11 protein-coding genes are annotated in these 14,866 nt (G+C 54.0%); 10 read left to right on the plus strand and 1 reads right to left on the minus strand.

What is annotated here, in order from left to right; genetic code table 11:
* Positions 1-218: 218 nt before the first annotated feature.
* The gene (locus tag DUE52_RS31155) at positions 219-560 is read left to right on the plus strand and encodes a hypothetical protein (RefSeq protein ID WP_114410055.1); all 342 of its coding nucleotides are present in this window, start codon (positions 219-221) and stop codon (positions 558-560) included.
* Positions 561-666: 106 nt separating this feature from the next.
* On the opposite strand, the gene DUE52_RS31160 is transcribed toward DUE52_RS31155, so the two are convergent.
* Positions 667-1,014, minus strand: a complete 348-nt coding sequence (locus DUE52_RS31160) for a hypothetical protein (protein WP_114410056.1) — start codon at positions 1,012-1,014, stop codon at positions 667-669.
* Positions 1,015-1,958: 944 nt separating this feature from the next.
* On the opposite strand from DUE52_RS31160, the gene DUE52_RS31170 reads away from it, so the two are divergent.
* From DUE52_RS31170 to DUE52_RS31210, 9 genes are all read left to right on the plus strand, one after another.
* Positions 1,959-2,558 (plus strand): RNA polymerase sigma factor, encoded by a 600-nt coding sequence (locus DUE52_RS31170; RefSeq protein WP_114410058.1) that lies wholly within the window; start codon positions 1,959-1,961, stop codon positions 2,556-2,558.
* 14 nt (positions 2,559-2,572) lie between these two features.
* Positions 2,573-3,676 (plus strand): FecR family protein, encoded by a 1,104-nt coding sequence (locus DUE52_RS31175; protein WP_114410059.1) that lies wholly within the window; start codon positions 2,573-2,575, stop codon positions 3,674-3,676.
* A gap of 198 nt (positions 3,677-3,874) precedes the next feature.
* Positions 3,875-7,372: a SusC/RagA family TonB-linked outer membrane protein gene (locus tag DUE52_RS31180; protein WP_114410060.1), complete on the plus strand. Its 3,498-nt coding sequence runs from the start codon at positions 3,875-3,877 to the stop codon at positions 7,370-7,372.
* A gap of 128 nt (positions 7,373-7,500) precedes the next feature.
* Positions 7,501-9,015 (plus strand): SusD/RagB family nutrient-binding outer membrane lipoprotein, encoded by a 1,515-nt coding sequence (locus tag DUE52_RS31185; protein ID WP_114410061.1) that lies wholly within the window; start codon positions 7,501-7,503, stop codon positions 9,013-9,015.
* A gap of 28 nt (positions 9,016-9,043) precedes the next feature.
* Complete coding sequence (locus DUE52_RS31190) at positions 9,044-9,832, plus strand: HpcH/HpaI aldolase family protein (protein ID WP_114410076.1); 789 nt, start codon at positions 9,044-9,046, stop codon at positions 9,830-9,832.
* 131 nt (positions 9,833-9,963) lie between these two features.
* Positions 9,964-11,397, plus strand: coding sequence for a GntP family permease (locus DUE52_RS31195; protein WP_114410062.1), 1,434 nt, complete (start codon positions 9,964-9,966; stop codon positions 11,395-11,397).
* A gap of 24 nt (positions 11,398-11,421) precedes the next feature.
* Complete coding sequence (locus DUE52_RS31200) at positions 11,422-12,282, plus strand: 2-hydroxy-3-oxopropionate reductase (RefSeq protein WP_114410063.1); 861 nt, start codon at positions 11,422-11,424, stop codon at positions 12,280-12,282.
* Positions 12,283-12,312: 30 nt separating this feature from the next.
* Complete coding sequence (locus DUE52_RS31205) at positions 12,313-13,431, plus strand: mannonate dehydratase (RefSeq protein WP_114410064.1); 1,119 nt, start codon at positions 12,313-12,315, stop codon at positions 13,429-13,431.
* Positions 13,432-13,461: 30 nt separating this feature from the next.
* Positions 13,462-14,784 carry an enolase C-terminal domain-like protein gene (locus DUE52_RS31210; protein ID WP_114410065.1) on the plus strand — a complete coding sequence of 441 codons (1,323 nt, stop codon included), beginning with the start codon at positions 13,462-13,464 and terminating at the stop codon, positions 14,782-14,784.
* Positions 14,785-14,866 lie beyond the last annotated feature (82 nt).

The following is a 14,866-nucleotide window of genomic DNA, read 5'->3' on the forward strand; positions in this document are numbered from 1 at the left end:
AATACTCCCAAATGTACCCTAAATCCTTTTAAAGCCTACGCTTGCAGCGGTTTTATCGTGTCGCTGTTCTTCCCGAAGCCGCCGGGCTGGGGGGCAAAAGCGCGGCAGAACGTAACAACCGTGCCTAATTCCCGGTAGCTAAGAGTTCTCGATCAATTCGGGGTCAAAAACAATATTGTGTTACCGATTTGCGTAGAGTGGTAAACACCACCAGCACAATGATGACACCCCTGAAGCCCAATCGATACTATGTTGTTCAGAAAGAACCGGTTTTATTGACTGAAAAACACATCAAAGAGCTCCAGCCGCCGAATGAACCCCAGCCGATCAAACTGACCAAACCGTGGCTGCTGGCCTTCGGATTTGAACCCGATAAAGCCGCGAACGTGTGGAACTTCGAAAATGCGCGCCTGGTAGCCGGGATGAACTGCTGGCTGTGCGTCAAGTCACGCCGGTACATTCAGTTCGTCCACGAGCTTCAGGATCTGTTTGAGGAACACTTCCGCGAAACCACCCTGGTTCTCAAATCGCACAGTTTCTACATTTCCGGCCCGGTTTAGCATCCGGTTTTCCGGTCATACAAAACCCCGACACGAGCCGGGGTCTGTACGATTTATCCTAGTATGTATGAAGTTTTGCGTTACTTAACCGTTAGAATGGGCTGACCTAGTCATCGTCCTCATCCATGCTCTCGTCGGCGGCATCCCGCATCACCTGATACAGACTGACCAGATCATCCGTAGAAAGTTCGTCCAGTTCAACGTCGCTGTCGTCGCTGAAACTCAGCGTCAGTGGATCGCTTTCGTCGTCGTTCAGGGTGATGGCCGTTATTTCCAGGTCGGATTCGGTGAGGGTCAGCGGAAGAAACCGCAGATCGAAATCGGACGCATCGGCATCGTCGCCCAACTCCGTCACCACCTGCACAATAGCGCCTTTAATTGTATCACGGAAATCGTCCAGCCGGGACACGAACTCGTCGGCCGTTGGCAAAGCAGAAAAATCGGAAGTAGCCATAAAATCGAAAGTTGAGGGAGAAGTTGTCCGTTCGAATATCACGGGCCGAAGTTCCTCCGAATCCCCGAATTCCGGCCTTTTCCGAAGTTATGTTTTCGTGAAATTTTAAGTTGGGACAATAGAGGGGAGACAAGAGAATAGAGACGCGGATTAATCTCTATTCTCTTGTCTCCCCTCTTTACTCTCTTTCAAAACAAACTCCGCAGATTTTTCACCATCGTTGGCGCATACTGCCGGTTCAAGATGTACCGTTCGAGGGTGGTGCCAACCGGCAACGCCAGCGGATGGGAAGGCTGTGAATGCATGCTATTCAGGGTTATAAACGGTATGAATAAAAAGCAATTGTCTACCGCGTTGCGCATCGATATTGAATATCAAATGATAAATATCGAATGCCAAATGATAAAGGCTGGTCGGCTACACTACCTTATCATTTGGCATTCAATATCAGTACTGTACGAAGGATTTAAAATGATTGGTAAACCGTTTTTCCTTCCCTTTTTTGGTCACGATTTTTGCAGACTCTTGTCGATGCTAACGCAAATGAGGGGTGGTTGGCCGCGTAGCGGACGGATGTTTGTAGCCACAGTGTGCCATCAAGAAAGCCCGCGTGCCTTTGGGTACGCAATCACCTGCACCTGCCTGTTGCGTACCCAAAGGCACGCGGGAGGAACCGGGTAGTCTTTTCGTTACAAACATCCGTCCGCTACGCGGCCAACCACCCCTCATTCGCATTATAGTATCAGAAAGAACCATTCTAAAGATCGTGCTACGCCAACAGCCAAAGAGGGTGGAAAAAAATGCATCCTTCGTACACTACTGATTCAATATTTATCATTTGATATTTTAATTATCGGTATTCTCTAATTTTTTAAAAAAATAATCTTAAAACAGAGGTTAGGTTTCCTGAAAAAGAGGCTCTTGCAGGTATAGCACCTGAAACTATGAGTAGACGGCTACCTTCGGAAGAAGCACAACAACTGTGGCAGGAATACCGGGCGGGGGATATGTATGCGCTCGCGAAGATCATGCAGAGCTATTATGCCGACCTCTTTCACTGGGGAATGCGGCTGCATGCCGACCGGGAGTTTGTGAAAGACTGCATTCAGGAGTTGTTCCTCAATCTGTGGAAACGGCAGGATTCCGTTTGTTCGGTCGACAACGTCCGGGCCTATCTGCTCGTGGTGCTCAAAACCCGCGTCCTGCGGGAGCTTTCCCGGAAACACACCACACACCAATCCACGCTTTCGGACGAATACGCGTTTTCGGTCGAGTTTGCGGCCGATGTCCAGTGGATCGAAGAAGAAAACGAGGTCTACCAGATTCGCAAACTGGAGCGTGTGATCAATCACCTGCCCGACCGCCAGAAGGAACTGATCTATCTGCGGTTTTACCAGAACCTGAGTTTCGAACAAATTGCGGATGTGATGCACCTGGGCCGCCAATCCGTCTATAATCTGCTCCAGAAATCCCTGACCAGCCTGCGGAAAAACTGGACCGTGCAATGCATCGGGTTGCTGTTAGCTCAGTTTATGGTATACTGAATACCGCTACACTTATGAAAAACTACGAAACCTATACCGTGGAGGATTTTATTCGGGACGAAGATTTCCAGGACTGGGTGCGGGGTCGTGGTAAGCGGGATGAGTTCTGGCGCGCTTTTCTGAAAAGTTATCCCGGAAAACAGACGGCCTTCCAGCAGGCCGAGCAGTTCATCCGGGCTGCCAACGTGGCTCCCGAGCGACTTAGTGAAGCCGAGATCCGCAAAGAGACGGAAGCGTTCATTGACAACGCCGGTGCGTATACACCCAAACGGTATGCGGTTCTGGAGCCGGAGCGGGACAAAAGACGACCTGATAATCCGGTTCGCTGGCTCCCGGCGATTGCTGCCGTTTTCGTGGCTGTGATGGGATTTGGCTGGTATTTTTTCGATAAAAAGCCGGAACAAAGGGTTGCTCAGTTGTCGGTTAACTCCGCCATTCAGTTGGTGGAAACCACCAACGATTCCCAACAACTGTTGCGGGTGGTGCTCAACGATAGTTCGGAGGTGTTGCTGAGTCCCAAAAGCCGCCTTCGGTATCCGTCCCAGTTTTCCGGAAATTCCCGCGTCGTGTATTTGCAGGGCGAAGGAAGTTTTTCGGTCAAGCGTCAGCGTCAGCCGTTTATGGTCTACACCGGCGAAATGATTACGCAGGTGCTCGGCACGCGTTTCGTCGTGAAAGCCTTCGACCTGGATCAGAAAATTACGGTGCAGGTGTTGTCGGGGAAAGTGTCGGTTTACAAAAAAAAACCGGAGAAGGTCCCGGATAACAAGGAAGTCAACGGCCTGATTCTGAACGCGAATCAGGCGGCTATTTTTGAAAAAAGCGACGGGAATCTGACCAAAACGCTGGTGGCCAAACCGCTGCTGATTGCGAAAAGAGCCAAAGAAAGTCCGTTTGTCTACGATGAAGTTCCCCTGCCGGTGATTCTGCACGAACTCGAAAAGAGCTACGGAATTCCAATCCAGTTCGACGAGCAGCTATTCCAAAGCAGCAAAATTACCGCCATCCTGTCGAGTGAGTCGCTCTATGAGAAGCTGGATTTGCTTTGCAAGGCCTCATCGGCGAGTTACGAAATAACCGATGGTCAAATTGTCATCAGCCGAAAGGGATACCGATGATATATTACCCCCAACCCCCTAAAGGGGGCTAAAATCATCCGGATTAGAAAGCCCCCTTTAGGGGGTTGGGGGTAATAAAAAAAAAGTTGGCAGTGACAACGCCACTGCCAACCGGTCTATTCACTGAGTGTCGCTCGCCAAAGTAACCGCTCAGAGAAAAACGTTCCGAAAACAGAACTAGTCAACCTTAACAAAACTATGAAAAAACACCTTGCCGGACAACTCTGGTTGAAGCTTATGCGGTTTTCATTAACACAAAGTTTGGTTATGTTATCGCTGGTGGGCGTGTCGTATGCCCACACGAGTAACGCTCAGGAATACCTGAGCCGACGCCTGACGTTACACGCTGATAACCAGGATATAAAACGGGTGTTGGCGGATATTGAAAAAGCAACGGATGTGCAATTTGTGTACAGCTCGCAGGTGATTGAGAAGCGGCAGAAGATCAGCATTCAGGCCAATAACTCGACGCTGGAGGAGGTGCTGGTCAAGTATTTCAAACCGCTGCCGGTCAACTACGAACTGGTGGGCCGAAAGGTGGTTCTGTCGGCCAGCACGGCACCGGTGTACGAGCCCGGCCTGGTCGATCTCATCGAAAAAGCCGCAACGCTGGCTCCCAAACGCCTGCTGTCGGGCAAGGTGACCGACGAAACCGGCGTGGGCTTGCCGGGCGTGAATGTACTGATCAAAGGCACACAGAAAGGGACTACCACCAACGCCAGTGGGGCGTTTCAACTGGATGTGCCGGATGGTTCGACGGTATTGGTTTTTAGTTATGTCGGCTACGTGAACAAAGAACTGGCCGTCGGTAATCAAACCACCATCCAGATTGCGCTGACGCCGGAAAGCAAGGCGTTGAATGAGGTGGTAGTGACGGCCCTGGGGATTAAAAAACAGACCAAGAGCCTGGGCTACGCGACCGCAACGGTGGGTTCGGACGAAATGACGATCAACCGGACGGCGAACTTCATGAACGCTTTACAGGGGAAAATGGCCGGCGTCAATATTACGTCGCTGGGTTCGGGACCGGCCGGGACCAGCAAAATCCGGATTCGCGGGCAGTCGTCGTTTGGCGGCAACAACTCGCCCCTGATCGTCGTCAATGGGGTGCCGATCGACAACACGAACTACGGGGCGCGGGGCGACGTATCGGACCGGGGCAGCAACCGGACGTCGGACAGCGGGGATGGCCTGAGCAGCATCAACCCCGACAACATCGAAACCATGACGGTTTTGAAGGGGGCGGCTGCTTCGGCTTTGTACGGGTCGCGCGCCAAAGACGGTGTGATCATGATCACGACCAAAACCCGGGGCAGCGGCAACGGCATTGGTCTGGAATACAACTCCAACTTTACCTCCGACACGCCCCTGGATTACACCGATTACCAGTACGAATATGGTCAGGGTGAGAACGGCGTTCGTCCGACAACGCCCTTCCCAACGTCGGGGCAATGGAGTTTCGGAGAGAAATTCCAGCCCGGCATGACGCAGGTTTTGTTCGACAACATTACCGTACCGTACCAGCCGGTGCGGAATCAGATCACCGATTTTTACCGGAAAGGCAGCACCTGGACGAACACGCTGACGCTGTCGTCGGGGAACGAAAATGGCGGTTTTAGCCTCTCGCTTTCCAATCTGGACAATACGACCATCCTGCGCGGGTCGAACTACAACCGCAGAACCGTCAACCTGGGCTTCACCCAAACGCTGGCCAAAAAACTGACGGTTTCGGGAAATATCAATTACTCAAAAGAATTCCGGAAAAACCCGCCTAACATCGCCGAGCAGGATTACAGTCCGGTAATTATCTTCAACATGGCGAACTCCATGCCGTTGGATATTCTGGAAAAATACGCGTCGGATGCCAACGGCAACGAAACGGTCTGGTCGCGATTTACGAACCGCACGAACCCGTATTTCGCCCTGAAACGTTTCGAAAACATCAGCACCGACCGGGTTTTCGGCAACCTCACGGCCAAATACAACTTCACAAACTGGCTGTTTCTGCAAGCCCGGATTGGGCAGGATTTCTACGCCCGCGAACAGGATTACAACCTGCCGACCGGTACGCAGCGGCAACCCGCAGCACCCGCCGGTTTTGTCAACGGGCAGTATGTGCAGGACGTTCGGCACGTTCGCGAATTGAACGCCGATTTCCTGCTGAATGCCAATAAAACCTTCGGCGTTTTTGGCGTCAATGTGAATCTGGGCGGCAACCAGATGTATCGGAAAATCAGCCGTCACAACGTGCTGGTGCAGGATTTTTACGTTCGGAATTTGTATACCATCGGCAACGGCCGGCAACGCGACGCCATTTATGACTTTTCGGAACGGCAGGTGAACTCGCTCTACGGTTCGGCCGAAGTCTCGTTTAAGGATTATTTATTCCTGAACGGAACCGTCCGAAATGACTGGTTCTCCACCTTGTCGCCCGAAAACCGGAGCATTCTCTATCCGTCCATCACCGCCAGCTTTGTGTTTTCACAGGCTTTTGCCAGTTCGCTGCCCACCTGGCTGACGTTCGGAAAAATCCGGGCGGCCTATGCGGAAGTTGGGAGTGACACCGACGTGTCGCCCTACGCCAACAACCTGTTCTACGGCATCAACGCCCAGCAGTTCCCGTCGCCGAGCGGAACGGCCCAGCCGCTGGCCAGCATCAGTGGCACCACCGTTCCCAACGCCGATTTGCGCCCGATGCGGGTTTCTGAAAAAGAAGTCGGTCTGGAGTTGAGGCTGTTCAACAACAACCTGAGTCTGGATTTTACGTATTACGACAAAGTTTCGTCGGATCAGATTCTGCGCGCCCAGACCTCCGACGCGGGCGGCTATCAGACACAGTTGATCAACGTGGGCAAAAGCAGTAACAAGGGGCTGGAAATGCTGGTGAACATTTCGCCGGTGAAACGGCCGAATTTTACCTGGAATACCACCTTCAACGCGGCCTATAACGTCACGAAAGTGCTGGATCTGGGTTCGAGCGTCAGCGACAACATGATTACCGTGGGAACCGGCGACTTCACCGGCGAACTCCGGCAGGTAGTTGGCCTGCCGATGGGTCAGCTTTTTGGCTTCGGGTATCTGCGGGATGCGCAGGGGCGGCAGGTTTTCGACGCCGGAAACGGTCGTCCGCTGCGCACGCCGACGCAGATCAGTTTTGGTAGTGCGCTGCCCAAATGGGTGGGCGGCATTACCAACAGCTTCAGTTACAAAGGCATCAACCTGTCGTTCCTGATCGACTTCAAACTGGGTCATAAGATGATTTCCGGAACCAACCACAACGCCTGGCGGCACGGGTTGCACAAGGCCACGCTGGTGGGCCGGGAGCAAAATTTTGTGATTGGCACGGGCGTCAACCCGAACGGCGAAGTCAACCAGACCAAGTCGGGCGTGCAGGCCTATTACGAAACCGTCCGTTCGCAGAACATTGCCGAGGAGTTTGTCTACAACGCCGGTTTGTGGCAGTTGCGGCAGATCACGCTGGGCTACGACTTCACCAAATTTCTGCCCACCAACGCGAAGTTCATCAAAGGATTGCGGCTCAATGCCGTGGCTAACAACGTGGCCGTCATCAAGAAATGGGTGCCGAACATTCACCCCGAACAGTTCGGGTTCCCGTCTGATAACCTCGTCGGTCTCGAAGCCACCGGTTTGCCGATTACGAGGAGCATTGGTTTTAACTTGAATGTGCGATTTTAAGTATCAAAAAAGTTTCGCAGAGTTGAGCGGAGAAAATCAGAGTTAAGCAGAGAAATAAATAACTCCGCTAAACTCTTTTAAACTCTGCTCAACTCCGCGAAACAAAGCAATTCTCTAAATCACTAACCATGAAAAAGATACCTGTTTTTTTGTTAGCTCTTCTCCTCAGTGCCTGCGACGACGGTTTCGATGAAATGAATGTCAACCCCATTGCCCTGACGGCGGTGGAACCGGCTTTTCAACTGAATACGGCCATCGTGTCGAGTGCGCCGGGCTACGGCAACCTGAGCTACGAAACCACGATTGTCAAGCAGATGATCACGCCGTTCAGCGGTTCGGGTTCGGCGGCCAACTTTAACCAGGACAATCGCACCGTCTCAAACGGAAACTGGAATACGTATTACCGCACCATCATCCGGGAACTGGTCGATGTCATTGCCCAAACCAAAGATGATCCGGCCCGTGTCAATCTCTACAACATGACGCGGATCTGGAAAGCGTACGCGTTTATGGTGATCACCGACACCTACGGCGATGTCCCGTACGTTCAGGCCGGAAAGAGCTATCTGGAGGGCATTGTAAAACCGGTTTATGACAGCCAGGAGTCGATTTATACCGATATTCTGACCGAACTCGATGCGGCTTCGGCGGCTCTGGACGCGTCGAAAACCAAGGTGGCCAGCGATGTGCTCTACGACGGTGATGTGGTCAAGTGGAAGCGGCTGGGGTATTCGCTGCTGCTGCGGGGTGCCATGCGGCTTTCCAAAGTGAACCCGGCCAAAGCCGCCGAATACGTGGCCAAAGCGGTGGCCGGTGGCGTGATGCAATCCAATGCCGACAACGCGATCATCCGGCACACCGCCAGTTTTACCAACCCTGTAGGCAGTCAGTTGAACGGAGGGCAGTCGGCGTTTTTCTACCTGGATCAGGAGTTTGTGAACTTCCTCCAGAAAAACAACGACCCGCGCCTGGCCTCCATTGCGGTCCGGTATGTTGGTGCTATCAGTGGGGCGCAGCAGGTGGAGTCGCGGGCCAACCGAACCCCGGCGGTTCAGATTGGCGCTCCACAGGGGTTCGATAACACGACGATCAGTACCGCCGTAACGGCCAGTAAATTAGCCAGTTTGTGGGATTATAGCCAGCTCGACAAAACCCGGATGGCGGGCCTGACCGCACCCAGTTTTCTGGTAACCCACGCCCAGACGCAGCTTCTGCTGGCCGAAGCGGTTTTTCGGAAATGGACGACGGGCGATGCCGCCACGCTCTATGCCAACGGCATTCGGGCGCACATGCAGCAACTGGCCACGTATGGAGCCAATACCGCCGTGGCTGAAAGTGCCATTACGGCGTATGTGGACGCCAATCCGCTGGCAGCAGGCAAGGAACTGGAGCAAATCAACACGCAATACTGGGTGGCGTCTTTTCTGGTGGGCCCCGAAACCTGGGCCAATTTCCGCCGGAGCGGTTTCCCGGTTCTGACGCCCAACCCCTATCCCGGCAGCGATCTGAAAACGGAGGGTTTCATTCGCCGGTTGACCTACACCGATGCCGAGTTGAATGTGAACAAAGCCAATGTCGATCAGGCCATTAGCCGACAGGGTGCCAATCTGCTGGATACGCGGATTTGGTGGGATAAGAAGTAAAGTGCCCATTTATTCGCCTTTCCTTTACATGAAAAATCTAAAAAAACGACTGAAACAAGGCGAAACCCTCAATGGGTGCTGGTTAAATCTGGGAAGTTCACTCACGGCGGAAATTGTCGGTCAGTCCGGTTTCGACTGGGTGCTGATCGATCTCGAACACGGGGCGGGCTCGGAAAAAGACGTTTTGTATCAGTTACAGGCCCTCGAACACACGACGGCGGGGGCTATTGTGCGGGTAGAAAGCTCTGAAAGCCAGCGCATCCACCGCGTGCTGGACATGGGTGCAGAGGGCATTATGTGTCCGAAAGTTCACAATCCGGAAGAGGCCCGAAAAGTCGTCCACGGCCTGCATTACCCGCCCCACGGCGGTCGGGGCGTTGCCAAGATGGTGCGGGCGACCGGTTTTGCGCAGAACTTTCCGCAATATTACGCCGAAGCTCAGGAAACCATTCTGGGCGTGGTACAGATCGAAACCGTGGAGGTGCTGAATCACCTCGACGAAGTGGCGGCTATCGACGGCGTCGATGTGCTGTTCATCGGCCCCGCCGACCTGTCGATGGAACTCGGCATTTTCGGGCAGTTCGATCATCCGCGTTTTAAGGAAGCCTTGCGGGAGACGGTCAACGCGGCCCAGAAAGCCGGAAAAGCCACCGGTATTCTCTTTTTCAACCCCGACGATTACAAACGCTACCACGACCTCGGCATCCGGATGATTGCCTGCGGGGCTGATGCCACCTTCGTCGCCGACGGTGCCCGCAGTCTGGCGAAAAAGCTGGATGCCTTTCGGGCGGTTGAAAAAACTATTTCGCAGAGTTAAGCGGAGAAAAAGGGGAGTTCAGCAGAGTTTTATTATTAATTTCTTCGCTTAACTCTCTTTTTCCTCCGCTTAACCGCACGGGCGGCCCCGTCCGCGAAACAACTCCTTAAATCCTAAACCTGAAACTCTGAATGTCTGATCCCCTGTTAATCTTAGCCGTTGGTGTATTTATTGTTGTCGGTGGCATCATCGGATTGAAATTGCATCCTTTTCTGGCGCTGTTGCTCGGCGCGTTCATTGTCGCCCTGATGACGCCCGCGTCGGCCATCGAGCAATTCGCCCTGGCGAAAGGAACCGCCCCGGCGGCTGCGCAGGCCCTGGCCAAAAAAGGCATCGGCGAGCGGATTGCCACGGAGTTTGGAGCCACCTGCGGCAAAATCGGCATCCTGATTGCGATGGCCGCCATCATCGGCAAGTGCATGTTGGAAAGCGGAGCCGCCGAACGCATCATCCGCTCCATGCTGAAACTGACGGGCATCGGCAAAGCACCCATCGCCTTCCTGGTCAGTAGTTTTTTTATTGGGATACCGGTTTTTTTTGACACCGTTCTTTTCCTGATGATGCCGCTCGCCAAGGCCATGACCTTGCGAATTGGTAAAAATTACCTGTTGCTGGTTTTGTGCATCATGGCCGGAGCCGCGATGGCAAACTCCCTGGTTCCGCCCGCCCCGGGGCCGCTGTTTCTGATCGGCGAAATGCACATTCCGATTGGACTGATGATGATTGCCGGGACCATTGTAGGACTTTTTACGATCACTGCCGGCTATTTCTTTGCGCTATGGGCCAACCGGAAATGGCCGATTCCGTTGCGGGATTCGCTGGATGCCAAACTGGAAGACATCAAACTGATTGCGGCTAAAGAAGACGTCCACCTGCCCGGTTTGGGGGTGTCGTTGCTGCCCGTGTTGATTCCATTGGTCTTTATTTGCGCTGATACCGTGCTGAGCACGCTGGCCACACCCGGAGACGCACTGACGCAATCGGCGGTTTTGAAGGTGGTGAAGTTTTTTGGTGACAAAAATATTGCCGTCGTCACCGGCGGCATTGCGGCTTTGCTGATTCTGGCCGCCCACAAGAAAAGCGGCAAAGAGGGTTTGACACCTTTCGTTCAGGCGGCTTTGATGAGTGGGGGCGGCATCATCCTGATCACGGCAGCGGGCGGAGCTTTTGGCGGTATGTTGCAGCAAACCGGCATCAGCACGCGGATTGCCGACCTGACCAAAGATTACCAGATGGCCCTGATTCCGCTGGCATTTCTGATTGCCGCCGTGGTCCGAACCGCGCAGGGGTCCGCGACGGTGGCGTTAATCACGGCATCGGGGATTCTGTCGGGCATGGCGAGCAATGCGAATCTCGAATTTCATCCGGTGTACCTGGGTCTGGCCATCGGTTGCGGTTCCAAACTGGTGCCGTGGATGAACGACGCCGGTTTCTGGATCATTTGTAAACTTAGCAATTTAACTGAACAGGAGGCCCTGAAAACCATCTCGCCCCTGCTCGTCGTCATGGGCCTGACCGGTCTGATTATCATCATGATCGGCGCCCAGTTGTTTCCGTTAATTTAACGGTATACCGAAAATCGTCTACTTATGGAAAAAATAGGATTCATTGGCTTAGGAATTATGGGGAAACCCATGGCGTTGAACTTGATCAAAGCCGGTTATCCGGTATCGGTTCTGGAAAAAAGCAGCGCGGCTGCCGAGTTGGTTGAGGCCGGTGCAACCGCGTTTCCGGGGAATAAAGCCCTGGCGCAAAACACGGACATCGTCATCACGATGCTGCCGGATTCGCCCGATGTGGAGCAGGTCGTTTCCGGGCAGGATGGCGTTTTGGAAGGCATTCAGCCGGGCGCGTTGTTCATCGACATGTCCACGATTGCACCCAGTACGGCCCGGGCTATTCACCAACAGATGCAGGAAAAAGGCGTGGAAGCGCTGGATGCGCCGGTTTCGGGCGGTCAGGTGGGGGCGGTTTCGGCCTCGTTGTCGATCATGGTGGGCGGGAGCGACGCGGCCTTTCAACGTGCGCTGCCGGTTTTTCAGGCGATGGGCAAAAACATCGTCCTGATCGGCGAACCGGGCGCGGGGCAAACCACCAAAGCCTGCAACCAGATGATTGTCGGAATCACCATTCAGGCCGTGGCCGAAGCGTTTACACTGGCGAAAAAAGCCGGGGTCGATCTGGAAAAAATGCGGGAAGTTCTGCTGGGCGGTTTTGCCCAGAGCCGCATTCTCGACCTGCACGGCAAACGGATGATCGAGCGCAATTTTACGCCCGGTTTTAAAATCAAACTGCACAAAAAAGACCTGGGAATCGCGCTGCAATCTGGCGAAGAGTTTGCGGTGCCGCTGAAAGCGACGGCGCTGGTCGCGGGGCAGATGCAAGCCGCCATTGAAGCCGGGAACGCCGAACTGGATCACAGCGGGATTCTATTGGAATTGGAAGACTGAAGCGAAATCTCACCTAAATCCCTTACCAACATGAAACGGAACAGTTTTATCAAAGTCATGGCCGCCAGCTCCGTTGGAGCGGCTGCGTTTGGTGCCGAACAGGCCCGGGCAGAAGTGAAAGCTGCACCCAAAAAAGTGCTCATGAAAGTTGGCTGCCAGTCGGGCGGCACGTCCGTGGAAAACCTGGAGTTCAAGGCCCGGCACGGCGTCTACAACCTGGACGGCGGTTCGCCCAAAACCATACCGGGCAAAGGCTGGGACCTCGACGATTCGATGAAAAAGCGGGAAGCCTGCGAGAAATACGGCATCAGCCTCGACGCTTACCACTACCCCTTGACCTCCGCCGGGATCGACAAAGTAGAATATCCGAACATCATGCTCGGGAAAAGCCCGGAGCGGGACCGCGAAATCGAAATTCTCCAGCAGATGATTCAGGTGGCCGGCAAAACCGGGATCAAAGTCCTGAACTACAACACCACCATTCTGCCGGTTTTGCGCACCGGGCGGTATACGGACCCCAAGCGCGGCAATGCCTCCTACAGCGTCTGGAATTATGAGGAAGCCCTCAAGCAAAATCACCCCAAAACCGTGGCCGGTGATGTGTCGATTGAGCAGATGTTTGAACGCATTACGTACATGCTGGACCGGATTCTGCCGGTGGCAAAAGAGTACAAAGTGAAACTGGCCAACCACATCGCCGACCCCCCGGCACCCGTTGGGTATCGCGGCATCACGCGCTGGAACAGCCCCGATGTGTTCAAAGGGATTCAGCGGTTTGCGAAATTGTACGACAGTGAATACCACGGTTTTAACTTTTGCATCGGCTCGATTGCGGAAGGATTGAAAGATCCGAAAACCGAGATTATGCCGATTATTAAGTGGGTGGGTGAGCGAAATCAGATTTTTAATGTTCATTTGCGGAACATCAAAGGTGGCTGGAACAATTTTCAGGAAGTCTATCCCGACAACGGCGACATGAACTTCCTGCACGTGGTCCGGGCCTTGCGCGATGTCGGTTTTTCCGGAATGGTCATGCCCGACCACGTGCCGCACCACCACGATGCAGGCAGTACGCCCCAGGCTTTTTCGTTTGCCTATGGCTACATCAAAGGGCTGCTCCAGGCGGTTTCCGACGAAGTGAAGAGTTAGTTAAATGACAACAGAATCCCGCATTTCACGATGACTTTGACAACCCCTTTTCCCTACAAGGCCGGACCGAAAATTAAGGAGATTACCGTTACACCGATTGCCGTTGTCGATCCGCCCTTGCTGAATGCCGCCGGTCTGCACGCACCGTATGCCCTCCGCACCATCGTGGAACTGGTGACGGACGACGGTATTTCGGGCATCAGTGAGATTCCGGGCAACAGCGACATTGATGCCGCTCTGGAAGCGTCAAAACCGTTGCTGATCGGACGCGACGTGTTTCAACTCCATGAAATCCGGCAGGTTCTGGTCGATCATTTCGGCACCGACACGGCGGCTCAACGGGGCGACGCGCCCTGGGATCAGCGGAAAATGGTCCATATTTTTAGTTCGATCGAAGTCGCTTGTCTGGATATTATCGGGAAAGTGGTGGGTCGTCCGGTGGTCGATCTTCTCGGCGGCAAAATGCGGGATCGGGTGCCGTTTTCGGCCTACCTGTTTTATAAATACGAAGGTGCCGGGGGCAAGCTGGCGTTCGGCACCGACCCGAATGCGGAAGGCTGGGCCGCGGCCCGGCAAGCCAGCGCCCTGAACCCGGCCGAGATTGTCGCGCAGGCCAAAGCCATGTGTGCCGAATTCGGATTTCAGTCGATCAAGCTGAAAGGCGGGGTTTTCGAACCCCGGCAGGAGGTCGACGCGATGTTTGCGCTCTACGAAGCGTTTGGCCCGAATGTGCCGTTGCGGATCGATCCGAACGCGCTCTGGAAAGTGGAAACCGCCATTCAATACGGTCGGGAAATGGAGCCGATTCTGGAGTATCTCGAAGATCCGGTTCGAGGACAGGCGGCTATGGCGGAGGTTCGGAAAGCCCTGAAAACGCCCCTCGCTACGAACATGTGTACGACTTCGTTCGAAGACATTCCGAACAGCATTGCCATTGGTTCGGAGGACATTATCCTGAGCGATCACCATTTCTGGGGCGGTTTGCGGGCTTCGATGACGCTCTCCGGCATTTGCGAAACCTTCGGGCGCGGGTTGTCCATGCACTCCAACAGCCACCTCGGCATTTCGCTGGCGGCCATGGTTCACCTCGGCGCGGCACTGCCGCAGGTTCCGTATGCGCTGGACACCCATTATCCGTGGCAGTCGGACGAAATCATCACCGCCGGGCGATTTACCTTCGAGGAAGGGGCGGTTCTGGTTCCGCAGGAACCCGGTTTGGGCGTGGAACTGGACCGGGAAGCGCTGGCCCGACTGCACCAAAATTACCTGGATTGCGGGTTGAAAAAACGGGACGACGAACCGGAGATGCAGAAAAAACAGCCCGGCTGGAAATTTCAGTCCGTTCGCTGGTAAATTAGAAGAACGTGAGGAGGAACGAACCACTCCTGTCTTTGTAAGATAATTCCATTCCGGTATGCAATTAATCCAGTATCGG

The organism is Larkinella punicea (genome assembly GCF_003334855.1).
In the GTDB taxonomy this organism is placed as follows: domain Bacteria; phylum Bacteroidota; class Bacteroidia; order Cytophagales; family Spirosomataceae; genus Larkinella; species Larkinella punicea.